The 23441-nt window shown below is 63.6% G+C and carries 20 protein-coding genes and 1 pseudogene; 6 read left to right on the forward strand and 15 right to left on the reverse strand.

Translation table 11 applies throughout. The features are described 5' to 3' along the window. Window position 1: 1 nt before the first annotated feature. The 4 genes from urtB to ACFODV_RS01715 all read right to left on the reverse strand — a co-directional run bounded on the left by urtB (window position 2) and on the right by ACFODV_RS01715 (window position 4702). Window positions 2-1582: an urea ABC transporter permease subunit UrtB gene (urtB, locus tag ACFODV_RS01700; RefSeq protein WP_379754291.1), complete on the reverse strand. Its 1581-nt coding sequence runs from the start codon at window positions 1580-1582 to the stop codon at window positions 2-4. 188 nt (window positions 1583-1770) lie between these two features. Beyond that, on the reverse strand, window positions 1771-3114 hold the full coding sequence (gene urtA, locus ACFODV_RS01705) for an urea ABC transporter substrate-binding protein (RefSeq protein ID WP_379753668.1): 1344 nt from the start codon (window positions 3112-3114) through the stop codon (window positions 1771-1773). 295 nt (window positions 3115-3409) lie between these two features. Further along, window positions 3410-4225, reverse strand: a complete 816-nt coding sequence (cobA, locus tag ACFODV_RS01710; RefSeq protein ID WP_379753671.1) for a uroporphyrinogen-III C-methyltransferase — start codon at window positions 4223-4225, stop codon at window positions 3410-3412. A gap of 177 nt (window positions 4226-4402) precedes the next feature. Further along, window positions 4403-4702 carry an MTH1187 family thiamine-binding protein gene (locus ACFODV_RS01715; protein WP_379753674.1) on the reverse strand — a complete coding sequence of 100 codons (300 nt, stop codon included), beginning with the start codon at window positions 4700-4702 and terminating at the stop codon, window positions 4403-4405. A 169-nt stretch (window positions 4703-4871) separates the two neighbouring features. Between ACFODV_RS01715 and cfa the strand changes: the two genes are divergently transcribed. After that, window positions 4872-6023, forward strand: a complete 1152-nt coding sequence (gene cfa / locus ACFODV_RS01720) for a cyclopropane fatty acyl phospholipid synthase (protein ID WP_379753677.1) — start codon at window positions 4872-4874, stop codon at window positions 6021-6023. 75 nt (window positions 6024-6098) lie between these two features. After that, window positions 6099-8072, forward strand: coding sequence for a RecQ family ATP-dependent DNA helicase (locus ACFODV_RS01725; protein ID WP_379753680.1), 1974 nt, complete (start codon window positions 6099-6101; stop codon window positions 8070-8072). An 11-nt stretch (window positions 8073-8083) separates the two neighbouring features. Here ACFODV_RS01725 and ACFODV_RS01730 read toward each other — a convergent pair whose 3' ends face one another. Further along, complete coding sequence (locus tag ACFODV_RS01730; RefSeq protein WP_379753683.1) at window positions 8084-8725, reverse strand: hypothetical protein; 642 nt, start codon at window positions 8723-8725, stop codon at window positions 8084-8086. A 119-nt stretch (window positions 8726-8844) separates the two neighbouring features. Here ACFODV_RS01730 and ACFODV_RS01735 point away from each other — a divergent pair, with 119 nt between their 5' ends. Together ACFODV_RS01735 and ACFODV_RS01740 are read left to right on the forward strand one after the other, a co-directional pair. Further along, window positions 8845-9183, forward strand: a complete 339-nt coding sequence (locus ACFODV_RS01735) for a 4a-hydroxytetrahydrobiopterin dehydratase (RefSeq protein WP_379753686.1) — start codon at window positions 8845-8847, stop codon at window positions 9181-9183. Then, window positions 9184-10371: an amino acid aminotransferase gene (locus ACFODV_RS01740; protein ID WP_379753689.1), complete on the forward strand. Its 1188-nt coding sequence runs from the start codon at window positions 9184-9186 to the stop codon at window positions 10369-10371. Window positions 10372-10477: 106 nt separating this feature from the next. Here ACFODV_RS01740 and ACFODV_RS01745 read toward each other — a convergent pair whose 3' ends face one another. The 4 genes from ACFODV_RS01745 to ACFODV_RS01760 all read right to left on the reverse strand — a co-directional run bounded on the left by ACFODV_RS01745 (window position 10478) and on the right by ACFODV_RS01760 (window position 15916). Beyond that, complete coding sequence (locus ACFODV_RS01745) at window positions 10478-11434, reverse strand: Nudix family hydrolase (RefSeq protein WP_379753691.1); 957 nt, start codon at window positions 11432-11434, stop codon at window positions 10478-10480. Window positions 11435-11498: 64 nt separating this feature from the next. Beyond that, window positions 11499-12716 (reverse strand): bifunctional glutamate N-acetyltransferase/amino-acid acetyltransferase ArgJ, encoded by a 1218-nt coding sequence (gene argJ, locus ACFODV_RS01750; protein ID WP_379753694.1) that lies wholly within the window; start codon window positions 12714-12716, stop codon window positions 11499-11501. 36 nt (window positions 12717-12752) lie between these two features. Then, window positions 12753-15485, reverse strand: a complete 2733-nt coding sequence (gene secA, locus ACFODV_RS01755; protein ID WP_379753697.1) for a preprotein translocase subunit SecA — start codon at window positions 15483-15485, stop codon at window positions 12753-12755. 68 nt (window positions 15486-15553) lie between these two features. Then, on the reverse strand, window positions 15554-15916 hold the full coding sequence (locus ACFODV_RS01760; RefSeq protein WP_379753700.1) for a hypothetical protein: 363 nt from the start codon (window positions 15914-15916) through the stop codon (window positions 15554-15556). A 107-nt stretch (window positions 15917-16023) separates the two neighbouring features. On the opposite strand from ACFODV_RS01760, the gene ACFODV_RS01765 reads away from it, so the two are divergent. After that, window positions 16024-16485, forward strand: coding sequence for a DUF721 domain-containing protein (locus ACFODV_RS01765; RefSeq protein WP_379753702.1), 462 nt, complete (start codon window positions 16024-16026; stop codon window positions 16483-16485). 141 nt (window positions 16486-16626) lie between these two features. On the opposite strand, the gene lpxC is transcribed toward ACFODV_RS01765, so the two are convergent. Both lpxC and ftsZ read right to left on the reverse strand, forming a co-directional pair. After that, window positions 16627-17538 (reverse strand): UDP-3-O-acyl-N-acetylglucosamine deacetylase, encoded by a 912-nt coding sequence (gene lpxC / locus ACFODV_RS01770; protein WP_379753705.1) that lies wholly within the window; start codon window positions 17536-17538, stop codon window positions 16627-16629. 112 nt (window positions 17539-17650) lie between these two features. Then, window positions 17651-18832, reverse strand: a complete 1182-nt coding sequence (gene ftsZ, locus ACFODV_RS01775) for a cell division protein FtsZ (protein WP_379753708.1) — start codon at window positions 18830-18832, stop codon at window positions 17651-17653. Between the two features lie 80 nt (window positions 18833-18912). Here ftsZ and ACFODV_RS01780 point away from each other — a divergent pair, with 80 nt between their 5' ends. Further along, window positions 18913-19002 (forward strand): DUF3649 domain-containing protein, encoded by a 90-nt coding sequence (locus ACFODV_RS01780; protein WP_379753711.1) that lies wholly within the window; start codon window positions 18913-18915, stop codon window positions 19000-19002. Window positions 19003-19058: 56 nt separating this feature from the next. On the opposite strand, the pseudogene ftsA reads toward ACFODV_RS01780, so the two are convergent. From ftsA to murC, 4 genes and pseudogenes are all read right to left on the reverse strand, one after another. Next, window positions 19059-20189: pseudogene (gene ftsA, locus ACFODV_RS01785) on the reverse strand (cell division protein FtsA); the annotation flags it as partial. 163 nt (window positions 20190-20352) lie between these two features. Then, a complete protein-coding gene (locus ACFODV_RS01790) occupies window positions 20353-21078 on the reverse strand; it encodes a cell division protein FtsQ/DivIB (RefSeq protein ID WP_379753714.1) in 726 nt (241 codons plus the stop codon). After that, window positions 21075-22004, reverse strand: a complete 930-nt coding sequence (locus ACFODV_RS01795) for a D-alanine--D-alanine ligase (protein ID WP_379753717.1) — start codon at window positions 22002-22004, stop codon at window positions 21075-21077. The genes ACFODV_RS01790 and ACFODV_RS01795 overlap by 4 nt, the downstream gene beginning before the upstream one ends. Then, a complete protein-coding gene (gene murC / locus ACFODV_RS01800) occupies window positions 22001-23437 on the reverse strand; it encodes a UDP-N-acetylmuramate--L-alanine ligase (protein WP_379754293.1) in 1437 nt (478 codons plus the stop codon). The genes ACFODV_RS01795 and murC overlap by 4 nt, the downstream gene beginning before the upstream one ends. Window positions 23438-23441: the final 4 nt, after the last annotated feature.

Genomic DNA, 23441 nt, shown 5'->3' on the forward strand with positions numbered 1-23441 from the left:
ATCAGCCCTCCGCCGCACGGCCCTTCTGCGGAAAGAGTCCGCGGGGGCGCTTCTGGATGAACAGGATGATGAAGACGAGCACGATGATCTTGGCCAGCACGGCCCCGGCCCAGGGCTCCAGCACCTGGTTGATCACGCCCAGCGAGAGGCCCGCCACCAGGGTGCCCCAGAGATTCCCCACGCCGCCGAACACCACCACCATGAAGGAGTCGATGATGTAGTTCTGGCCCAGGTTGGGCCCGACGTTGGTGAGCTGGGAGAGCGCCACCCCGGCCAGGCCCGCGACCCCGGAGCCCAGGGCGAAGGTCAGAATATCGACCCGGGTCGCGCGGATGCCCATGGAGCGTGCCATGGCCCGGTTCTGGGTCACCGCCCGCACCTCGAGCCCCAGCCGGGTGCGGCGCATGATCAGCATCAGGCCGGCGAATACCAGCAGGGCAAAGCCGATCACCACCAGCCGATTGAGCGTCAGCGACAGGGCGTCGTTGATGGCGATGGAACCGCTCATCCACTCCGGCGAGATCACGGTGCGGTTCTGCGGTGAGATCACCGTTCGCACCAGCTGCTGGAGGATCAGGCTGATGCCGAAGGTGGCCAGCAGGGTCTCGAGCGGCCTGCCCTTGAGAAACTGGATCACGCCGCGTTCGATGGCGATGCCGGCCAGGGCCGCCACCAGGAAGCCGGCGGGGACCGACAGGACCAGCGCCAGGCCAGGCTGGCCCGGCAACAGCTGCTGCACGGCCCAGGTGGTATAGGCGCCGAGCATGATCAGCTCGCCGTGGGCCATGTTGATGACCCCCATCACACCGAAGGTGATGGCCAGGCCGATGGCCGCCAGCACCAGCACCGAGCCCAGCGAGAGGCCGAAGTAGAGGGTCTCCACGGCCCGATTGACCTTGAGCAGCTGCTCGATGTCGTTCAGCGCGCTGCGTGCCGCATCGGCCAGCACCGCGTCGTCACCATTGGCAGCGCTGCCCTCTATCGCGCCCGACGCCGCGCGGTTGAGCGCCACGCGGACCCGCGGATGCAGGCTGCCCTGAAGATCGCCGACGGCGGCCACCTCGCCCTGCTCCAGGCGATGAATGGCCAGCGCTTGAACCAGACGGCTGCGCACCTGCGCATCCTGCTCGCCCTCGATCACCTTGGCCAGGGGGCTGGCCAGGTCGGCGTCCACCTCGCCCAGCAGCCGCTCGGCGGAGGCACGCCGCAGGTCGAGATTCGGAGAATAGAGATCCACCACGGCAATGGCGCTTCGCAACTGGTTGCGCAGTGCATTGTTGATGCCGATGCGGTCGAGGTCTCGGCGTGACATCTCCCCCAGCGGCTCGCCCGTCAGGGCGTCCTCTACCGGCCAGTCGCGGCCGCGGTTCTCGAGCACCACCACGAAGCGGCCGTCATCGCTGCGCTGCAGGCGCCCGTCAAGCAGCGACTGCAGCCAATAACGGGCGCGAGGGTCGTCGCTCTGGACAATGACGTCGATGGCGCGAGCCTTTTCGTCGAAGGAGCGTACGTCGAGGGACTCGAGCAGTGCCCGGGCGTTGGCTTCCTCAGGCTGGGCTTGGGCGACCGAGGGCATCAGCATCAGCAGCAGAAGCAGAAGCAGAAGCAGGAGTGTCAGCAGCCAGGCCAGCGGGGCACGACCGGTTCGTGTCCTGGCCAAACCGGGCCATGACGGCGGGAAGTTCCTCATCGGGAGTTCCTCTGGAATCGGGAGCGGTAAGGCGTCGAGAAGGCGTGCTCCCCCGCCGGGCGGCGGGGGATGGGTCAGGCTTACTCGGCCAAAGCTGCCTCGGCCTCCTCGGCCGCGGTGCTGCCGCCACAGGAGCCAGTGGCGACATTGAAGTTGCCGCAGCGCATCGGGGCACGCCAATCTGCGATCAGGTCGCGGGAGCCCGGCAGGAAATCGGACCAGGCATCGCCAACCACGGTGGACGGGGTCTGCCAGACGATATCGAACTGGCCGTTGTCCTGGATCTCACCGATCAGCACCGGCTTGGTGATGTGGTGATTGGGCATCATGGCCGCATAGCCGCCGGTAAGGTTGGGGACGGCTACGCCGATGATGGCGTCTTTGACGGCATCCACGTCGGTGGTGCCAGCCTTGCGAACCGCCTCGGCCCACATGTTGAAACCGATGTAGTGGGCCTCCATCGGGTCGTTGGTCACCGCCCCCTCGTCGCCGGTCCAGTCAATCCAGGCGTCGATGAAGTCATAGTTCGCATCGGTATCAACGCTCATGAAGTAGTTCCAGGCGGCCAGGTGGCCGACCAGCGGACCGGTATCAATACCGGTGAGTTCTTGCTCGCCCACCGAGAAGGCCACTACCGGGATGTCCGCAGCGTCGATGCCCTGGTTGGCCAGTTCACGATAGAAAGGCACATTGGCATCGCCGTTGATGGTCGAGACCACCGCGGTCTTCTTGCCCTCTGAGCCGAACCGACGGATCTCGGCGACGATGTTCTGCCAGTCCGAGTGGCCGAAGGGGGTGTAGTTCACCAGGATATCTGCCTCGGCCACTCCAAACTCCTCCTGGAGATACGCCTCGAGGATGCGGTTGGTGGTGCGCGGATAGACATAGTCGGTGCCCGCCAGCACCCAGCGCTCCACCCCGACCTGATCATGCAGGTAGTTCACCGCCGGGATGGCCTGCTGATTGGGCGCCGCCCCGGTATAGAAGACGTTTTCGGAGGACTCCTCTCCCTCGTACTGCACCGGGTAGAAGAGCAGGCCGTTGAGCTCCTCGAACACCGGCAGCACCGCCTTGCGCGACACTGAGGTCCAGTTGCCGAAGACCACGTCTACCTCGTGCTGGGCCAGCAACTCGCGAGCGCGCTCTGCGAACAACGGCCAGTTGGAGGCCGGGTCCACTACCACCGCCTCGAGCTGACGGCCCAGCAGACCGCCCTCCTGATTCTGCTTTTCGACGAGCATCTCCACGGTGTCCTTGAGCACCGTCTCGCTGATCGCCATGGTGCCCGAGAGCGAGTGCAGGATGCCGATCTTGATGGGGTCTTCCTGGGCCAGGGCCTGGGCGCCGGGCCCCAGCAGGGAGGCGGCCAGCAGCGCAGCGGTCAGAGGACGCAGCGGCAGCGTCTTGCGATGGGATAGGGTCATGAGAATCTCCATGCTCACAAGGGTTGTTGTTGTGTAGCAAGAAGACGTTGCAAGGGATGCGCCAGCAGGCGACATTCCCAGAAAAGATAAACCATTACAATTAATTGCCGGATCAACATCACATGCCCAAAGGGCCCGATTGCACTCTGTAGGTGCATTGTTCAGCTCATAGGACGTCTGCACGGCATCCTCCCATGCTTGCCGCCGGTGTCTCCGCACCCAAACGGTGCGGGTGCCTGCACGAGACCATCTACGTCGTGATCGTCCAGCCCGGTACAACATGAAACATGGACCATCAAAGGCGCGTACCGGTATCCCAGCCCTTGGCGTCGGCACGGGCGGCATCGAACCAGGCGAGACGGTCGTGGAGCGATACAACGCCACCGATGATGATCAGGGTGGGCGGCTGAAGGCGTTTGCCTCGCAACACCGCCGGCATATCGGTCAGGGTGCCGCAGTGCACGCGCTGCCGAGCCGTGCTGCCCTGCTCGATCAGGGCCACCGGCGTATCGGCAGCCAGGCCGCTGGCCACCAGCTGCCGGCAGATCTCGGGCAGACCGTGAAGCCCCATGTAGAAGACCAGAGTCTGACCAGGGCTGGCCAGGGCCGGCCAGTCGAGGTCGGCGCTGCCGTTCTTGAGATGGCCGGTGATGAAGCGCACCGACTGTGCGTGATCGCGGTGAGTCAGAGGGATGCCGGCATAGGCCGCACAGCCCGAAGCCGCGGTGATGCCGGGAATCACCTCGAAGTCGATGCCCGCCTCCGCCAGGGTCTCGAGCTCTTCTCCACCGCGCCCGAAAATGAAAGGATCCCCGCCCTTCAGGCGAACCACCCGCTTGCCTGCCCTGGCCCAGTCGACCAGAGCCCGGTTGATATCCTGCTGGGGCAGGCTGTGATCGGAGCGCGCCTTGCCGACATAGAGCCGCCAGGCGTCGGGGTTGGCCAGGGCGAGTACCTCCTGGCTGACCAGGCGGTCATGCAGTATCACCTCGGCCGCCTGCAAACGACGCAGCGCCTTGAGGGTCAACAGTTCCGGATCACCGGGTCCGGCACCTACCAGGCTGACCCGGCCGGAGGGCATGGCCGACTCGGGTGGCAGGTCGCCGGGCATATCATCCTCTGAAGGGTATCGCTGCGAATCGCGCCGCATATTCCAAAAACCTCAAAAATTACCTATTCGTTATTCGCCAAGGTAATTTAAGCGAGGCGTATTTTCCACCCGCCTCTGGTCACAAGGATATAACGCTCGCCCCTGCGACAGGGGGCAGAAAAGCTTCAATGGAATCGACTAGCGCATGAGGGTCTCTACGCTGGCCACCTTATCGTCCATGTGCTGCTCCCGATCGGTGCGGGTACCCAGCTTGAGCGTGGAAGTGATGCGCGGTGCGCCCATCTCGTGCACCACCTCGTGGCAACGCTTGACCACGGCCATCACCTCGTCCCAGGGCCCCTCGATGTTGGTTCCGTAGGCATGCATGCGATGTTCGAGACCGGAGGCCCGGATCACCCTCTGGCAGGCGGCGATCTGCGGCGACACCGAGACCCCCACTCCCAGGGGGACGACACAGAGATCGATGATGACGTGCATGGCATTGACTCCTCGTTATAAAGCCTCGGGTTTCCGATGAGGGGGCGATCCCCACCGGCTTTTCCTGCTGGTCTATGCTCAAGGCTACCGGACAGGAAAATGAGCGTAACCTCCGGCGCCGCCGCCAGCGACAAGTATTACGTCACACCTGCTGGACTAGGAGGACTCCATGACCAGCGACACCAGCATCGGACCCATCGTTCTTCCCGACACCCGTGCCCGCCACATAGTCGAACAGTTGCTCAAGAATTCTGGCGTTGCGCTCAACGGTAATGCCCCCCAGGACCTGCGGGTCTATCACCCGGATTTTTTCTCGCGGTTGCTGCATCAGGGCACCCTGGGGCTGGGCGAGGCCTACATGGACGGATGGTGGAAGTGCGATCGGATCGACGAGATGGCCTACCGGCTGCTGCAGCACGGCCTGGGCGAACGCGCCCACACCCCCTCCGAACGCCTGATGTACCGGCTCCAGGCCGGTTTCTTCAACCTGCAGAGCAGGGCCCGCGCCTACATCGTCGGCGAGGCTCACTACGACCTCGGCAACGACCTGTTCGAACGGATGCTCGACCCCACGATGTGCTACTCCTGCGGTTACTGGAAAGAAGCCAGCACCCTTCACGAGGCTCAGCAGGCCAAGCTGGAGCTCGCCTGCCGCAAGCTCCAGCTCGAACCGGGCATGCGCGTGCTGGACATCGGCTGCGGCTGGGGGAGCTTCGCCGAGCACGCTGCGCGCCATCACGGTGTCGAGGTCACCGGCATTACCATCTCGCGAGAGCAGGCTGAGCTCGCCCGGCAGCGCTGCCAGGATCTTCCTGTGACCATAGAGCTCAAGGATTATCGCGACCTCGAGGGACGCTACGACCGCATCGTCTCCATCGGCATGTTCGAGCACGTGGGCCACCGCAACTACCCGACCTACTTCGAGACCGTGGCACAGCAGCTGGTTCCCGAGGGGCTCTTCCTGCTCCACACCATCGGCTCCAACAATTCTGAGATCAGCGCCGACCCCTGGATCAACAAGTACATCTTCCCTAACGGCGTGCTGCCCTCGGCCATGCATATCGCTCGGACCAGCGAGGATCATCTGCTGCTGGAGGACTGGCAGAACTTCGGCCCCGACTACGATCCGACCCTGATGGCCTGGCTCGAGAACTTCGACACCCACTGGAATGAGGTAGCGGCGAACTACAACGAGCGCACCAGGCGGATGTTCCGCTATTACCTTGCCGTCTGCGCCGGCGCCTTCCGGGCACGCCACCTGCAGCTGTGGCAGGTCGTGTTCTCCCGCTATCGCCCAAGGCGCTACGACGCTCCGAGGTAGTCACCGGCCCCTGAGCGCCACGAATCGTCTATACTGTACACCCATACATAAACAGGGTGACCAGGGAATGGCGGCATGATCGAGCAGACACTTCGGCAGGTTTTCGGCTACAGCGACTTTCGCCCCGGCCAGCGGCCGGTGATCGAAGCCGTGGTGGCCGGCCGTTCGGCGGCCGCCATCTTTCCCACCGGCTCCGGCAAGTCACTCTGCTACCAGTTGCCCGCCCTGCATCTGCCCCACCTCACGCTGGTGATCTCGCCGCTGCTGGCGCTGATGCAGGATCAGCTTGCCTTCCTCAAGCGTCACGGGATAGCCGCCGCCAGCATCGACTCCAGCCAGAGCCGCGAAGAGGCCGCCGCGGTCATGAACGGGGTCGAACGCGGCGAGATCCGCATCCTGATGGTGTCCGTGGAACGCCTGAAGAACGAGCGTTTCCGCGCCTTCATTGGTCGGATACCGATCTCGCTGATGGTGGTGGATGAAGCCCACTGCATCTCCGAGTGGGGCCACAATTTCCGCCCCGACTACCTGAAACTTCCCGACTACCAGCGCGAGTTCGGCATTTCCCAGGCGCTGCTGCTCACCGCCACGGCCACGCCACGAGTCATCGAGGACATGCGCCAGCGCTTTGCCATCGAGGATTCCGACGTCACCGCCACCGGCTTCTACCGCTCCAACCTGGACCTGACGGTTTCGCCGGTGGCCGCCGAGTCACGACCCCGAGCCTTGACGACCTGGCTGCAAGCCCGTCAGGGCGGTGAGTCCGCCTTCCCCACCATCGTCTATGTCACCCTGCAGCAGACCGCCGAGCGGCTGGCCGCCTATCTGAGCAAGGCCGGCATTGCTGCCACGGCCTACCACGCCGGGCTCGAGGGCGAGCGCCGCGAGGCGATCCAGCGCGACTTCATGGCCGGCGATATCTCCTGCATCGTCGCCACCATCGCCTTCGGCATGGGCATCGACAAGGCCGACATTCGCGCCGTTGTGCACTTTGATCTGCCCAAGTCGATCGAGAACTACAGCCAGGAGATCGGCCGCGCGGGTCGTGACGGCCAGCCGTCGGAGTGCCTGATGCTGGCGGGCCGGGACACTCTCGGCGTGCTTGAGACCTTCGTCTATGGCGATACCCCGGAGCGTCACGGCATCGGCCAGGTGATCGATGCACTGGTCGACGCCGCCGAACGCCACGGCGGTGACTGGGAGCTCACCCTGGCTTCACTCTCACGGGAGAGCGATATCCGCCCGCTCCCCCTAAAGACACTGCTGGTGCAGTTGGAGCTGCGCGGCATCATCGCTCCGCGCCATAGCTATTTCGCCGACTACCGTTTTCGTCTCCATGGAGAGGCCGGCGCCCTGATCGACCGCTTTCAGGACGAGCGGCGCGACTTCGTGCAGGCCCTCCTCGATGCCGCCCCCAGGGCGCGCACCTGGCACGCCCTGGACTTCGCGACCCTGGAACGGCTGGGCACCGAGCGCGGGCTGAACGTCCAGCGTGGCCGGGTGCTCACCGCCCTGGAGTACTTCGTCGAGAAGGGGTGGATGATCCTCGAGAGCAAGCAGCTCACCGAGGTCTACCGGGTGCTCGACGCGCCCCGCGACCCCGGCGCCCTCGGCGACGAGCTCCACGCCTACTTTCGCGACAAGGAGCAGGCTGAGGTGGACCGCCTGCACGCCATGCTGGCGCTGTTCGAGTCAGACGACTGCCTTACCCAACGCCTGGCCGACTGGTTCGGTGACGCCGAGGCCCCGACCCACTGCGGCCACTGCTCCGCCTGCCGTGGCGAGCCCGCCCGACTGCCGGCGCCGCCGCCACTCGCTCCACTGGAGACCCGTGAGATCGCAGCGCACCTCGAGGCCCTGCGCCCTCGGCTGGCCGAGGATGCCGATGGTGGCCCCGCCACGGCGGACTTGCTGACGCGCTTCCTGTGCGGCATCGCCACGCCTCGCCTCACCCGGCTCAAGGCACGCGGCCTGCCCGGCTTCGGCGCGCTGGCGGCCTATCCCTACGCCGAGGTGCGCGCGAAGGCTGCGGCGCTGAAAGGGGCCTGAGCGGCGCCGGCTCAGGACAGGCCCGACAGCCGGCCGCGTCGCTGCTGCCAGCGGGTCAGCAGGTGCACCGGCAGGTAGATCAAAAGCGGCCAGATCACCATTAGCGCCCCCAGGTAGACGAGCGGCGGGAGCCACTCCTGATGCTGACCGAAGGGGCCATGGACCCAGTTGATATTGCGCTCTGGCTCGGTCAACAGATAGGTCAGCGGCACCACCACCAACGTCAGTAGGCTCTGCCACACCAAGGCGTCGCGAGCATAGCCCAGTTTGGCGACGCCGAGACCCGCCACCAGCGGCAGAATCACATGGTAAAGCGACATGGCGCGGGCCATGGGCGGATGTTCGGCGTCGAACATGTATTCGGTGCCGCCGATGGGGTGCATGCCGGTCAGCGCCGCCACGGCGACATCGAGACTCCATAGCCCCCCGACCAGTGCCACCGCCAGCCACTGCATCGACATCAGAGTGCGTCGTTCGCTCCACAGCGCGACCAACAGCAGAAAGCTAGCCAGATTACACAGCCAGAAGAAATTCTGGGCGCCGAGAAGCACCACGTAACTCGGCGCCCAGACGATAATCCAAACGGTGAAGGCACACTTGAGCCAGAGGGGAATTGCCGCGTAGGGTGTCTGCACCGAAGAGAATGCTGGCATTTTCTCCTCCAGGACAAGCCCTCGGGTTCGAGGGCAGAATTCCAATTGGCATCGGCTTGACGTCCCGGCCGAGCTGCACGACCTTTCGTGATGAACTCACCATCCCAGGAGGATGTACCATGAGCAAGCTTTCCCAACAGACATGTGAAGCCTGCAGTATCGACGCCCCGCGAGTCACCGACGCCGAGATGACCGAGTACCGTCAGGAGGTGCCCGAGTGGCAGATTGTCGAGCGCGATGGCATCATGCAACTTGAACGAACCTTCACGTTCAAGGATTTCGTGCAGGCCCTCGACTTTACCCAGCGAGTCGGCGACATCGCCGAACAGGCCGACCACCATCCCGCGATCCTCACCGAATATGGCAAGGTGACCGTGACCTGGTGGTCTCACAAGATCAAGGGCCTGCACAGGAACGACTTCATTCTTGCCGCCAGAACCGACGAGGTAGCGAAATAAATGTTCGAACACATTGAGCGGGTTCCCGGGGATGCCATCCTCGGTCTGATCGAGGCCTTCAAGAAGGACACCAACCCCCAGAAGGTCGATCTCGGCGTCGGCGTCTACAAGGACGACCAGGGCAACACTCCGGTGATGCGCGCCGTCAAGGAAGCCGAGGCCCTGCTGCTCAAGAACGAGACCACCAAGACCTACATCGGCTCACACGGCGCGCCCGAGTACGCAGCGGTGATTCTGCCCATGGTGCTGGGCGAAGGCTCGCCGGTGCTGGAAGCGGGCCGCGCCAGCGCCACCCAGTCACCGGGGGGCACCGGCGCCCTGCGCCTGGCGGCAGACTTCATCGCCAAGCATCTGCCCGGCAAGGGCATCTGGGTTTCGGATCCGACCTGGCCCAATCATCTTGGCATCTTCACTGCCGCCGACATCGAGCTGCACAAGTATCCCTACGTGGACGCCGAGAACCGCCTCGACTTCGACGGCATGCTCGCCGCCCTGAAGCAGATTCCGGAGGGCGACGTGGTAGTGCTGCACGCCTGCTGCCACAACCCCACCGGCTTCGACCTGTCCCGCGAGCAGTGGCAGACCGTGCTCGAGGTAGTGCGTGAGCGCCGGCTTCTGCCGCTGGTCGACTTCGCCTATCAGGGCTTCGGCGAGGGCCTCGACGAGGACGCCTACGGCGTTCGCCTGCTGGCCGAAAGCCTCGACGAAGTCATCATCACCAGTTCCTGCTCCAAGAACTTCGGCATCTATTGCGAGCGTACCGGCTGCCTGATCATGGTGGCGAAAAACGCCGAGCAGATGGAAAACGTCCGCTCGCAGATTGCCATCGTGGCCCGGGAGAACTACTCCAACCCGCCGGCCCACGGCGGCTCCATCGTCAGCGAGATCCTGCACTCCGCCGAGCTCGCCGCCCTCTGGCGCGAGGAGCTCACCGAGATGCGCGACCGGATCAACACCCTGCGCAGCGACTTCGTCGAGTCACTCAAGCCCTACGACCTGGACCAGAAGTACGCCTGTGTCGCCGAGCAACGCGGTATGTTCTCCTACACCGGCCTAACACCGGAGCAGGTCGACCGCCTGCGCGACGAGTTTGGCATCTACATGGTGCGATCCGGCCGCGCCAATGTGGCCGGTTTCTCCCACGAGAACCTGCCCTACCTGGCCAAGGCCATCGCCGCGGTCAACTGATCGCCGCCATCACACCGGCTGCGCCCAGGCCCTGCCCGGGCGTCGTCGTTCAACGCAGTGCGCCCCGCCAATGGCGGGGCGCACTGCGTTGAGGGCAGCGATAAAGCTACTTCCAGAAATCACGAATCGAAGCAATTCCCTGGGCACCTACCGCGCGGGCGTGGTTGGCGTCAAAGCGAGTCATGCCGCCCAGGGCGAATACCGGCATAGCAGCACGCTCCACCATCTGTTGAAAGTCGTGCCAGCCCATAGGCGGAACTTCCGGGTGGGAAGGCGTGGTGCGCAGCGGTGAGAGCGTCACGAAGTCGCAGCCCAGCTTGCCGGCCCGCAAAAGCTGCTGGCGGTCATGGGTAGAGGCAGCGAGCCACTTGCCCTCGGTGATGGGGCGCCGTTCCAGCCGCATCAGTCGTTCGCTGGTGAGGTGGATGCCGTCAGCATCGACCCGCTCGAGCAGGGAAGGCTCGGCGTTGAGCAGCAGACGTGCGCCATGCTTTCGGCACAGCGCCAGGGCAGCCTCGGCGCGAGCCAGGTAGTCCGCGTCGTCGAGTTGCTTAGCGCGTAGTTGCACCAGACGGGCGCGATCCTCGACCAGCGCGCGCTCCAGCCGCTGCAGGAAAAGGCTCTCCTCTTCCTCCTCTGCTGTAATCAGGTACTCGGTGGGTAGCGCAACCGCCCTCAGAATCGGCAGATTGGCGGCAGGGAAAGGGTATTTGACCAAGTCTTTCATGGGCACCCAGCGCACTGCCTGTCCTTCGCGGCCAAAGGGTTCCCCCGAGAAACCGTGCACCTGCCAGACGTCGAGCAAGATATGCTTGTCGGGGTATTCATGATGAATGCGGATCAGCGGCTGTGCCCGCTGGATCTCTACCCCCAGCTCTTCATGGAGTTCGCGCTTGAGCCCACCCAAGCCGGTCTCATAAGGCGCTAGCTTGCCACCAGGAAACTCCCACAGCCCGCCATGATCGACGTTGCTAGGCCGGCGAGCAATCAGCACTTGATCACCGTCGGCGCTGATGATGGCGGCAGCCGCCACATGCACCCTTCTCTTCACCATTGCGTTCATTCACCTTTCCAACTGGCCCGCCCCCGAGGGCGCGGGTTTCTTTGTACGGCGGTTGACCGATCGCTCAGCTGCGATAGTCGGCGTTGATGGTTATGTAGTCGTGGGAGAGGTCGGTAGTCCATACCGTGGCACTCTGCTCCCCTCGTCCGAGATCGATACGAATGGGGATTTCCTCTCTAGCCATCACCGTGCTGCCGGCCTCTTCGGTGTAGCAGGGGGCACGGCCACCTTTCTCTACCAGGCGTATCTCACCGAGGTCGATGGTCACCTTGGTAACGTCGAAGTCCGTTACCGGAGCCCGTCCCACCGCAGCAAGTATCCGCCCCCAGTTGGCATCGGAGGCGTACAACGCGGTCTTGACCAGTGGCGAGTGAGCCACGGTGAAGGCCACGTCCAGAGCCTCCTGGCGGGTGGTGGCACCGTTCACCTGCAGGGTGACGAACTTGGTCGCGCCTTCACCGTCTCGGATGATGGCCTGGGCAAGATCGGTCATGACCCGCTGCAGACCGTTACGGAAGATAGCGATGGCCTCATCACCGACCACCGCGGGACCGCGCTGGGTGCTGATCAGCACGCAGGCGTCGTTGGTGGACGTGTCCCCGTCCACGGTGATGCAATTGAAAGATCGATCCGCCGTTTCGCGCAGCAACTCCTCAAGCAGCGCTTGGTCGAGGGTTGCATCGGTGGCCACGAAGCCCAGCATGGTCGCCATGTTGGGCTGGATCATGCCCGACCCCTTCGCGATGCCGTTGATGGTTACCGTGGCATCCCCCAACTCCAGAGTCACGCTCGCGCCCTTGGGTCGCGTATCGGTAGTCAGGATCCCCTCTCCGGCCTGATGCCAGGAATCGCTGCCTTCGCCCAGAGTCTCCAGCGCCGCGGGCAGGCCCGCCAGCAGGCGCTCCATGGGCAGCGGCTCGCCGATCACCCCGGTGGAAAACGGCATCACCGCTTCGGCGGCAACCCCGGTGAGCCGTGCCAGCTCGGCGCAGGTGGCGTGCGCATCGCGCAGCCCTTCATCGCCAGTACCAGCATTAGCGTTACCGGTGTTGATCACCAGATAGCGGGCCTCCTGCTCGGTCGCTAGATGCTCGCGGGCCACCGTCACTGGCGCCGCACAGAAGGCGTTACGGGTAAAGACCCCTGCGATCCGGGCGCCTGCAGGCGCCTGGATAACTACCAGATCGCGGCGGTTTGCCTTCTTGATACCTGCCATGGCAGTTCCCAGGCGCACACCGGGTATCGCCGGCATCTGAGGAAAGCTTGCGTCACCCACTGCCATTGTTTCGTCTCCTGTCTGGTTGGCCCAAGGCCCGATTCAGCTAAGCTTGCCACAGCACTGCTTATACTTCTTACCGGAACCGCAGGGACAGGCGTCGTTTCGCCCCACCTTGGGCCCCTCGCGGCGCACCGGGCGTCCGTCGGCACCCGGCAGGGATGCCGGCAGCGGTGCCGCCTGGGCCTCGGCCGGATCAGGATCCTCGTGGCGACTGGCCGCCGTCGACGTTTCACGCTCGAGCGCCTCACGACGCTGGCGCTCCAGTTCGTCAACCTCCTCGGGCCGGCGCACCTGTACATGGCTGAGAATCCGGGTCACGTCGGCCTTGATATTGGCCAGCAGGCTCTGGAACAGCTCGAATGACTCTCGCTTGTACTCCTGCTTGGGATTCTTCTGGGCGTAGCCGCGCAGGTGGATACCCCGGCGCAGGTGGTCCATGGACTGCAGGTGTTCCTTCCAGCGGGTATCGAGCACCTGCAGCATCACCTGCTTTTCGAACCGGCGCATCAAGGCCTCACCAGCCTCGGCCACCTTGGCCTGATACGTCTCGAGATGCAGGGCCTGAAGGCGCTCACGAAGCTGCTCCTCGTGAAACCGCTCATCTTCTTCGGCCCACCTCACCACCGGCGCCTCGAGGTTGAACTCTACCTTGAGGTGGTCCTGAAGACCGGGAAGATCCCACTGCTCAGGGAGGCTTTGGGGCGGCACAAAATCACTGATGGCCTCATCCAGCACCTCCTGGCGGATGCCCGCGACGGCCTCGGCGACCTCCTCGGCGGCCAGAATCTCGTTGCGTTGCTCGTAGATCACACGACGCTGGTCGTTGGCCACGTCATCGTATTCGAGCAGTTGCTTGCGCATATCGAAGTTGCGACTTTCGACCTTCTTCTGGGCGCGTTCCACCGCGTTGGAGACCATCTTGTGCTCGATCGCCTCGCCCCGCTCAAGGCCCAGCGCCTTCATCATCCGCTGCACCCGGTCGGAGCCGAACAGGCGCATCAGGCTGTCCTCCAGAGACAGGAAGAAACGGGTTGAGCCCGGATCGCCCTGGCGGCCGGCGCGACCGCGCAGCTGGTTATCGATGCGCCGCGATTCGTGGCGCTCGGAGCCGACAACGTGCAGGCCCCCGGCGGCGAGCACGGCATCATGACGCGCCTGCCACTCGGCCTTGAGGCGCTCAAGCTGCTCGGAACTCGGGTTATCGAGCTTGGCTGCCTCGGCCTCCCAGTTGCCGCCCAGCACGATATCGGTGCCGCGACCGGCCATGTTGGTAGCGATAGTGATCGCCCCGGCCCGACCCGCCTGGGCGATGATCTCCGCTTCGCTCTGGTGCTGTTTAGCATTGAGCACGCTGAACGCCATCCCGGCCTGTTTCATCAGTCCGGCCAGATACTCGGAGGTCTCGATGGAGGCGGTACCCACCAGCACCGGGCGACCGGCCTCGGTCTCGGTCTGGACGTCCTTGATAATCGCCTCGAACTTCTCTTCAGCGGTAAGGTAGACCAGGTCGTTCAGGTCGAGCCGAATCAGCGGCTTGTTGGTGGGAATCACCACCACGTCGAGCCCGTAGATCTGGCGGAACTCGAAGGCCTCGGTATCGGCGGTGCCGGTCATGCCGGACAGCTTGTCGTAGAGTCGGAAGTAATTCTGGAAGGTGGTCGAGGCCAGCGTCTGGCTCTCACGCTGCACCTCCACTCCTTCCTTGGCTTCTACCGCCTGATGCAGTCCCTCAGACCAGCGGCGGCCAGGCATGGTGCGACCGGTGTGCTCGTCGACGATCACCACTTGGCCCTCAGCGACGATATAGTCCACGTCGCGGAGGTAGAGATGGCGGGCCCGCAGTGCCGAGTGCATATGGTGAAGCAGGTTGAGGTTCTGGGCGGCGTAGAGCGAGTCCTCTTCGCCCAGCAGGCCCTCTGCCCGCATCAGTTCCTCGACCTTGGTGTGGCCGGTCTCGGTGATTTCCACCTGCTTGTGCTTTTCGTCCAGCAAGAAGTCTCCGCTGGCCGGCTCCTCGGGATCCTCGCAGGCCGTCAGATGGGTCGCCAGGCGGTCGACGATCTTGTAGAGCTCGGTATTCTCGTCCACGGCACCGGAGATAATCAGCGGCGTTCTCGCCTCGTCGATCAAGATGGAATCGACTTCATCTACGATGGCGAAATTGAGCCCACGCTGCACCTTGTCCTCGAGGGAGAAGGCCATGTTGTCGCGCAGGTAGTCGAAGCCAAATTCGTTGTTGGTGCCGTAGGTGATATCGCAGGCATAGGCGGCACGTTTTTCCTCGCCAGTCTGACCCGCGTGGATGGTGCCGACGGCGAGACCCAGGTATTCGTAGAGCGGGCGCATCCATTCGGCATCGCGCCTCGCCAGGTATTCGTTCACCGTGACCACGTGCACGCCCTTGCCCGACAGGGCGTTGAGGTAGACGGCAAGTGTTGCCACCAGGGTCTTGCCCTCACCGGTCTTCATCTCGGCGATGCGGCCGTTGTGCAGGGTCACGCCGCCGACCATCTGGACGTCGAAATGGCGCATGCCCATCACGCGCTTGCTTGCCTCTCGCACGGTGGCAAAAGCCTCGGGGAGCAGGTCATCGAGAGTTTCGCCGGCGTCGAGACGACTCCGGAACGTCTCGGTGCGCGCCTTGAGAGCGCTATCGTCCAGAGCCTCCAGTTCCGACTCGAGGACGGTGACACGCTCGGCCTGACGGCCCATGCGCTTGACTTCACGGTCGTTCTTGGAGCCGACGACCTTGCGTAACAGAGAATTGATCATGAGGGGGTCCAATCTTTGCGTGTGGCATCTTGCCGGCCGCCAGAGGGCAGCCGACCAGGATCAGAGTGCTAGCGTGCCCACGCAGCGGGCGGCCCCCGGCGGGTCAGAACATCATGGGCGGCGGTGGTGCGACACGGACATGGCAACGGCCAGCGTGAGCACTGCGGAAACAGGGTGCGCAAGGACCTGGCCACCGGCCAGGCGCGATATGCACGCCTTCTGGCTCGCAGGCGTGAGCTGGCCCGGATCAGCGCTGGCGCAAGAATGCACACCTGCACCAGGCGCTCGGCCTGACGTAGCGGCACGCCTTGGACAAGCCCAGCCGGCAACAGGCAACCCACCAGCAAACCGGCCAGCCACCAACGCGCCGGGCGCCGCCGCGTCATGGCGTCGCGCCTCTCTGCATCATGGGGCTGGGTGCGGGGTGGCATGCTGACGATGAACTCCCGAGCGTGCTAGGGTGTTGGGCCATACGGCCCACCGATGAACGAGACCTTCTGACCGGTCGAGCCGGCAGAAAGCACCGAGAAACAAGCCCATGAGTATAAAGGCTAAGCGCTTCCGCGCCCAGCCCATGACCCGCCTGCTCGAAGGTCACGGCGAACTTGGCTCGCTGATGCGCATGGCGAGATTGATCGACCGAGCTCAGCAGCACCTTCGCGACAACCTGCCCGCCGAGGTGGCCGCCCACTTGCACGTAGGCGGCTTTCGTGACGGGCGCCTTACGCTGATCACCGATCGCGCGGCCTGGCTTACCCGGCTGCGCTATGAGCAGTCCCGTCTGCTGGAGCTGGTCCATGAGCTCCCTGGCTTTGAGGCAGTCAGCGGTTTCACCTTCAAGGTGCGCCCTGTGCGTCCGGTCAAAGTTCCCCTTCGCCAGGTCCGCCACCTGACGGCCGGAGCGGCCGACGAACTCTCCAGCTGCGCCGAGGACGTCAGCGACCCGCGCCTCAAGGCGGCGCTCCAGCGCCTCGCCGCCCATGCCGAGCGCGAGACATAAGCGGGAAACTGGCGAATCGCATCGGCGTGTCGCCACGACACCAAACAGCCCCGGCAGCAAGGCTGCAGGGGCTGTTGTTACTGATGTTACTGATGTTACTTAACGCTAAAGAGTCATCGCTCAAGCCGTCTGGAGACTCGCTCAGGCCATGGCAGGCGCAGCATAGGAGATGGGTGCCGCAGCCGCCTCCCCCTCGAAGGTAACGACCTCAAACGCCTCGGGCTGGGCGAGCAGAGCACGACACAGTTGGTTGTTGAGCGCGTGGCCCGATTTCACCCCGCGGAACTCGCCAATCAGGCTGTGACCAAGCTGGTAGAGATCGCCGATGGCGTCAAGCACCTTGTGTTTGACGAACTCGTCGTCGTAGCGCAAGCCACCTTCATTCACGATGCGATAATCATCAACCACAATGGCGTTGTCGAGGCTACCACCCAGCGCCAGGTTGTTTGAGCGCAGGTATTCGAGATCGCGCATAAAACCGAAGGTGCGAGCCCGAGATACCTCCTTAACAAAAGACGTCGTGGAAAAATTCACCATGGCAGTCTGGGACTGCTCGTCGAAAGCCGGATGGTCGAAGTCAATGGAGAAGGTGACCTTGAAGCCCTGATGGGGACGGAAGGTGGCTTCCTTGTCGCCGTCGCGCACCGTGATTTCACGTTTGACCCGGATAAATTTCTTGGGCGCATTCTGCTCGCTGATACCTGCAGACTGAATCAGGAACACGAAGGGACCGGCACTACCATCCATGATAGGCACTTCGGGAGCGCTGAGATCGACATAGGCGTTGTCGATGCCCAGCCCTGCCAGTGCCGACATCAGATGCTCAACGGTGGCCACTTTTGCACCACCGGTGGAGAGCGCCGTGCACAGGGTGGTATCGGTGACATTGTCGGCCTGAGCCCGGATCTGAACCTCAGGTTCCAGATCAGTGCGCACAAAGATGATGCCGGTATCCACTGGCGCCGGTCGCAAGGTCATATAAACCTTTTTGCCGGAATGCAGGCCCACACCGGTGGCGCGGATGACGTTCTTCAAGGTGCGTTGTCTGATCATGAGCGAAAGCCAGGCTGTTGTCGGGTTATCAAACACTGTTCACTATAACACCGAACGGGCGTTTCAACCAAGAAACCTCGACTCACACGCCCAGCGGTGACCACAGTGCGACTCAATCGGCCTGGCGGCGCAGGAAGGCCGGGATATCGAGATAGTCGTCGAGTTCCTGAGAGCGACGCTTCTCAGTACGCGGCTTGGCCGTCTCCTCAGGCTCGGCACTGCGCGCGGCGGCAGGCTGACGCATCGCTGCGGCCGGTGACGCCTGGCGCTTGCGATACTCAGAGCCGACCTCGCTTCGCTTGACAGACTCGCGACTCGCCGACTTCTGCTGCTGACCGCCGTCAAGACCGGCAGCCACCACTGTGACGCGCAGCTCGTCGGTCATTTCCATGTCGATGGAAGTGCCCACTACGATGGTGGCATCCTGAGAGGCGAACTCCTGGACCGTAGCGCCCACATCGTTGAACTCGCCGATCGAGAGATCCGGGCCAGCGGTGATGTTGACCAGAATGCCGCGCGCACCGTGAAGATCGATGTCCTCGAGCAGCGGGCTTCTGATCGCCTTCTCGGCAGCCTCGCGAGCGCGGTTTTCTCCCGTGGCGCCGCCTGTACCCATCATCGCCATCCCCATCTCGGACATCACGGTGCGCACGTCGGCGAAGTCGACGTTGATAATACCGGGGCTGGTGATCAGCTCAGCGATGCCTTGAACGGCGCCGAGCAGCACATCATTGGCGGCGCTAAAGGCGGTCAACAGGCTGGCGCTCTTGCCCAGCACCGAGAGCAGTTTCTCATTAGGGATGGTGATCAGCGAATCGACATGCTCGGAGAGCTCCCTCATACCCTCCTCGGCGGCGCGCATGCGCTTGGGACCTTCGAAGGGGAAGGGGCGCGTGACCACCGCTACGGTGAGAATGCCCAGCTCTTTGGCGACCTGGGCGACCACCGGGGCGCCGCCGGTGCCGGTACCGCCGCCCATGCCCGCGGTAATGAACACCATATCGGCGCCTTGAAGAAGCTCGGCGATACGCTCGCGGTCTTCCATGGCCGCCTGGCGTCCCACCTCGGGATTGGCGCCAGCGCCAAGTCCCTTGGTGATCTCGCTGCCGAGCTGAAGCACAGTCTTGGCGGACACTCGCTTAAGTGCCTGGGCATCGGTGTTAAGGCAGATGAACTCCACGCCTTCGATGTTGCTCTCGACCATGTGATTGACGGCGTTTCCGCCGCCTCCACCGACACCAACCACCTTGATGACCGCGCTGCTTGAGGGTGCGCTATCTACCAGTTCAAACATTTGCCCCGTCTCCTGGATCGCTACCGCGACCCTGTCAGAAATTTCCTTTCAACCAGCCCTTGAGCCTTGCCAGCGCTGGCATGTCTTCCTTATCGCCGCGCCGGCCGGCGTCCTCACGCCGCGCCTGGGTCGGTATCACCCTGCCCTGTGCCTGTCGACCATGTCCCTGACGGTTTTCTTGTAGAGCGTAATGTAGCAAACCGACTCCGGTCGAATAAATCGGGTTGCGCACCACATCGGCCAGCCCGCGAACATTCTGTGGACAGGCGATGCGTACCGGCATATGGAAGATTTCCTCAGCCAGTTCGACCACCCCCTCCATGCGCGAGGTGCCACCGGTCAATACCACTCCGGCGGCAACCATATCCTCGTAGCCGCTGCGACGAAGTTCATCGCGAACCAGAGTGAAAAGTTCCTCGTAACGCGGCTCTACCACTTCGGCCAGAGCCTGGCGCGAGAGATCCCTGGCCGGACGATCACCGACGCTGGGTACCTTGATCAGTTCGTCACTGGAAGCAAGCTGTGTCAGCGCACAGGCATATTTGACCTTGATTTCCTCGGCATGCTGAGTCGGGGTTCGCAGCGCCATGGCGATATCGTTGGTGACCTGATCACCGGCGATGGGAATGACGGAAGTATGACGAATGGCCCCTTCGGTAAACACGGCAATATCGGTGGTACCGCCACCAATATCTACCATGCAGACCCCCAGTTCGCGCTCATCTTCCGTGAGCACTGCCATGCTCGAGGCGAGCTGTTCAAGGATGATCGCGTCGACTTCAAGGCCACAGCGACGCACACACTTTTCGATGTTCTGCACGGCGTTCATGGCGGCTGTCACCAGGTGGACTCTAGCCTCCAGTCGAACCCCCGACATTCCCAGCGGCTCGCGTATGCCGCCCTGTGTATCGATGGAGAATTCCTGGGGAAGGACGTGAAGTACCCGCTGCCCCTCGGAGATAGCGCGAGCTCGAGCGGAATCGATGACACGATCGATATCGGAGGGCGTGACCTCGCGCTCCTTGATCGCCACCACACCGTCGGAATTCATCGAACTGATATGACTGCCGGCGACACCGACATAGACCGAATGAATATCGCACCCGGCCATCAGCTCGGCTTCTTCCACGGCGCGCTGGATGGACAGCACCGTGGATTCGATGTTGATGACGACCCCTTTCTTCATGCCGCGAGAAGGGTGCGAGCCGATACCGGCGATCTCGATGCCGCCATCATCGGTGGGCTGCCCCACGATCGCCACGACCTTGGACGTTCCGATATCCAGCCCGACTACCATATTGGACGCGTTGGAAGGACCTGCCATGAGTCGTGAACTCTCCTCGAACCTGGCCCGCATTGCGGGGCCTGCATCATATAAAATTAGCCTGAGTCCAATTATAGGAACAACTGGAGGTTATCCTCCACCCCGGCAAGCAAATCACCTTTCACGATACGGCGATTTTGAAGGAAAAGAAACAAGCGGATACCTTTGGGCATGCGCCTTTCACCAGAAAAAGGGGTCAGCCCTCCTCTGTTCCTTCACCCTGTGCCGGGTCGGTTTCTCCATGCCAGGCAACCGCGACACCATTGGGGTATCGCAAGTCGATGTAGCGGATATGCGACGATTGAGAACCCAGCTGACGCTGCCAGGCCGCGGACAACCTTCCCAGCCGCGCCTCGCGATCATTTCGCCCGAGCATGACCCAGACGCCATCATCGAGCTGAAAGCGCCAGGCGCCGCGGGGTTCAAGGCGTAGCTGAGAGAGCTCGAGGCCCATGGCGCCGAAGCGCACGGCAAGACGCTCATGATAGGCCAGCACTTCAGCGCCGCTGCCAGCAGGGCCGGCGAGGTCCGGTAAGTCGCCGGGCGGCGACACCGAGCCGAAGGCGAAGGGCTCGCCAGCGGGATTGAGAAGATAGTCATCGTGCCAGCGCGCCACCGGTATCTGTTCCACCAGTTCGAAGGTCAACGCATTGGGCCATTCCCGCGTGACACGCACCTCGTGGATCCAGTCGATGCTCAGCGCATCCTTTCTGAGTTCGGCCACGCTCACCGACAGCCAGGTACGGCCGCGAATCAGTGGCGCCAGCTGATCGCGCAGGTAGTCGGCGTTGACGTGGGTGAATTCACCCGCAATGGAGACCCTTTCGATGGGCCGGTCAAGCCAGAGCCACAGGGCACGTCCGCCGGCGCCGAACAGCACCAGCAACAACACCACCCCGAGCAGCCCTCCGCGCCGCGTCATACCCTGTGCACCTCCAGGGTGGCGGCGAGGATGCGCAGCACCAGGGCCTCGAAGTCGATGCCAGCGTAGGCTGCCGACTGAGGCACAAGGCTATGATCAGTCATACCTGGCGAGGTGTTGACCTCGATCAACCAGAAACCACCCGCGGCGTCACGCATCACATCGACCCGACCCCACCCCTCGGCGCCGACCGCATCGAAGGCCCGGCGGCAGAGCTCGCCAAGCTCGGCCTCCTCCACGTCGCTGAGCCCGCAGGGAAGGTGATAGCGCGTCTCATCGGAGAGGTACTTGGCCTCGTAGTCGTAGAATCCACCGGGCACCTCGACGCGAATCGCCGGCAACACCATGTCACCGAGAAGCGACACTGTGAATTCGTCTCCCTTGATGAAGCGCTCGGCCATCACCCGGGCATCGAAGCGAGCCGCCTCTCGATAGGCCTCCGCCAGGGCCTCGGCACTTTCGACGATGCTGATACCCAGGGTCGAGCCCTCATGAACAGGTTTGACGATCAGCGGCAGGCCCAGACGTGCCACCACCGCTGCCCAGTCGGCATTCGCCTCGAGCATGACCGATTCAGGCGTAGGTAGGCACAAGGCCTGCCACACCAGCTTGGTGCGCTGCTTGTCCATACCCAATGCCGAAGCCAACACGCCGCTGCCGGTGTAAGGGATGCCGAGGAGTTCCAGCGCCCCCTGCAGGGTACCGTCCTCGCCGCCGCGGCCGTGCAGGGCGATAAAGACCCGATCGGGGTTCAGGGCTTCGAGCCCCACCAGACCACCCTCGGCGGGATCATAGCCAATAGCGTCCACACCGGCGCGCTGCAGAGCCACCAGCACCGCCGCGCCGCTCTTCAGGGAAACTTCCCGCTCGGCGGAGCTGCCGCCATAGATCACGGCCACGCGTCCCAGGTCGTTCACCAGGCTCATAGGGTCACCTCGTCGAGGGCCAGGGCGGCCTCGGCAAAAGCCTGGGAGATCCCGCCCACGTCACCGGCGCCCTGGGTAATCAGGATGTCACCGGGGCGCAGTACCCTGGCAAGCAGGCCGGGCAACTCCCCCTTCTCCTGGACAAAGAGGGGATCCACCTCGCCACGCTGGCGGATGGAGCCGGCGAGGGTGCGACCCTCGGCGCCGGGGATCATCGCCTCGCCGGCGCTGTAGACATCCAGCAGCAGGAGGGTATCGACACCGGAGAGCACCCGCACGAAATCCTCGTAGAGGTCCCGGGTGCGAGAGTACCGATGGGGCTGGTAGAGCATCACCAGCCGCCGTTCGGGCCAGCCGGCACGCACCGCCCGGATCACCATCTCCACCTCCCGGGGGTGGTGGCCATAATCATCCACCAGCATCACCTCACCCTTCCCCCCCGGTGCCGGGAAGTCTCCCAGCATCTGGAAGCGGCGTCCCACTCCCTGGAAGCCTGCCAAACCGCGCAAGATAGCCTCGTCGGCGACCCCCGCATCGCTGGCCACGGCGATGGCCGCCAGGGCGTTCAAGGCGTTGTGGCGCCCGGGCATGGCCAGTCGGATCTCAAGCGGCGAAAGCCCGCCGGGGCGATGGGCGGTGAAGTGGATCTCGCCGGCCTGCTGGATAAAATCGGCGATACGGTAGTCGGCATCGTCGCTAAAACCATAGGTAATGAACTGGCGATGCACCCGATCCAACAGGCCACGCATGTTGTCGTCGTCGATGCACAGGATCGCCAGACCGTAGAACGGCAGGTTGTGTAAAAACTCCAGGAAGGTGGCTTTTAGCTTCTCGAAATCGCCGCCATAGGTGGCCATATGGTCAGCATCGATGTTGGTGACGATGGAGACCATGGGCTGCAGGTGGAGGAAAGAGGCATCGGACTCGTCCGCCTCAGCCACCAGGTAGTCACCCTCCCCCAGCCGCGCGTTGGTCCCTGCGCTGGTCAGCCGGCCGCCGATCACGAAGGTGGGATCAAGCCCACCCTCGCCGAGCAGCGTGGCGGTCAGACTGGTAGTGGTGGTCTTGCCATGGGTGCCCGCCACGGCAATGCCGTGGCGGAAGCGCATCAGCTCGGCAAGCATCTCGGCCCGCCGTACCACCGGCACCCGATGGTCGTGGGCCCAGCGAATCTCGGGATTGCTTTCATCCACCGCGGTGGAGACAACCAGCACATCGGCGCCTGCCACGTTGTCCTCGGCGTGCCCGATGGCCACCTCGATGCCGCACTGGCGGAGTCTGGTTACTACTGCGGATTCCCGCAGGTCGCTGCCGCTGACGGTATAGCCCTGATTGGCCAGAACCTCGGCGATGCCACACATGCCGGCACCGCCGATGCCCACGAAATGGATATGCCGGATGCGACGCATGCCCAGGCCGCGGCCATTGCGCATTGGC

Origin of the sequence: Halomonas tibetensis (assembly GCF_042643535.1) — a bacterium.
Lineage (GTDB): Bacteria > Pseudomonadota > Gammaproteobacteria > Pseudomonadales > Halomonadaceae > Halomonas > Halomonas tibetensis.

Excerpts from the sequence above, each read along its gene's own strand:
- murC (WP_379754293.1), bottom strand. The coding sequence starts at position 23,437 with ATGCGCAATGGCCGCGGCCTGGGCATGCGTCGCATCCGGCATATCCAT.
- ACFODV_RS01765 (WP_379753702.1), top strand. The coding sequence starts at position 16,024 with ATGAGTATAAAGGCTAAGCGCTTCCGCGCCCAGCCCATGACCCGCCTG.
- ACFODV_RS01780 (WP_379753711.1), top strand. The coding sequence starts at position 18,913 with ATGTCTTCCTTATCGCCGCGCCGGCCGGCGTCCTCACGCCGCGCCTGG.
- urtA (WP_379753668.1), bottom strand. The coding sequence starts at position 3,114 with ATGACCCTATCCCATCGCAAGACGCTGCCGCTGCGTCCTCTGACCGCT.
- ACFODV_RS01790 (WP_379753714.1), bottom strand. The coding sequence starts at position 21,078 with ATGACGCGGCGCGGAGGGCTGCTCGGGGTGGTGTTGTTGCTGGTGCTG.
- ACFODV_RS01715 (WP_379753674.1), bottom strand. The coding sequence starts at position 4,702 with ATGCACGTCATCATCGATCTCTGTGTCGTCCCCCTGGGAGTGGGGGTC.
- cobA (WP_379753671.1), bottom strand. The coding sequence starts at position 4,225 with ATGCCCGGCGACCTGCCACCCGAGTCGGCCATGCCCTCCGGCCGGGTC.
- secA (WP_379753697.1), bottom strand. The coding sequence starts at position 15,485 with ATGATCAATTCTCTGTTACGCAAGGTCGTCGGCTCCAAGAACGACCGT.
- ACFODV_RS01725 (WP_379753680.1), top strand. The coding sequence starts at position 6,099 with ATGATCGAGCAGACACTTCGGCAGGTTTTCGGCTACAGCGACTTTCGC.
- cfa (WP_379753677.1), top strand. The coding sequence starts at position 4,872 with ATGACCAGCGACACCAGCATCGGACCCATCGTTCTTCCCGACACCCGT.
- ACFODV_RS01735 (WP_379753686.1), top strand. The coding sequence starts at position 8,845 with ATGAGCAAGCTTTCCCAACAGACATGTGAAGCCTGCAGTATCGACGCC.
- ACFODV_RS01745 (WP_379753691.1), bottom strand. The coding sequence starts at position 11,434 with ATGAACGCAATGGTGAAGAGAAGGGTGCATGTGGCGGCTGCCGCCATC.
- ACFODV_RS01795 (WP_379753717.1), bottom strand. The coding sequence starts at position 22,004 with ATGAGCCTGGTGAACGACCTGGGACGCGTGGCCGTGATCTATGGCGGC.
- lpxC (WP_379753705.1), bottom strand. The coding sequence starts at position 17,538 with ATGATCAGACAACGCACCTTGAAGAACGTCATCCGCGCCACCGGTGTG.
- ftsZ (WP_379753708.1), bottom strand. The coding sequence starts at position 18,832 with ATGTTTGAACTGGTAGATAGCGCACCCTCAAGCAGCGCGGTCATCAAG.
- urtB (WP_379754291.1), bottom strand. The coding sequence starts at position 1,582 with ATGCTGATGCCCTCGGTCGCCCAAGCCCAGCCTGAGGAAGCCAACGCC.
- ACFODV_RS01760 (WP_379753700.1), bottom strand. The coding sequence starts at position 15,916 with ATGCCACCCCGCACCCAGCCCCATGATGCAGAGAGGCGCGACGCCATG.
- argJ (WP_379753694.1), bottom strand. The coding sequence starts at position 12,716 with ATGGCAGTGGGTGACGCAAGCTTTCCTCAGATGCCGGCGATACCCGGT.
- ACFODV_RS01730 (WP_379753683.1), bottom strand. The coding sequence starts at position 8,725 with ATGCCAGCATTCTCTTCGGTGCAGACACCCTACGCGGCAATTCCCCTC.
- ACFODV_RS01740 (WP_379753689.1), top strand. The coding sequence starts at position 9,184 with ATGTTCGAACACATTGAGCGGGTTCCCGGGGATGCCATCCTCGGTCTG.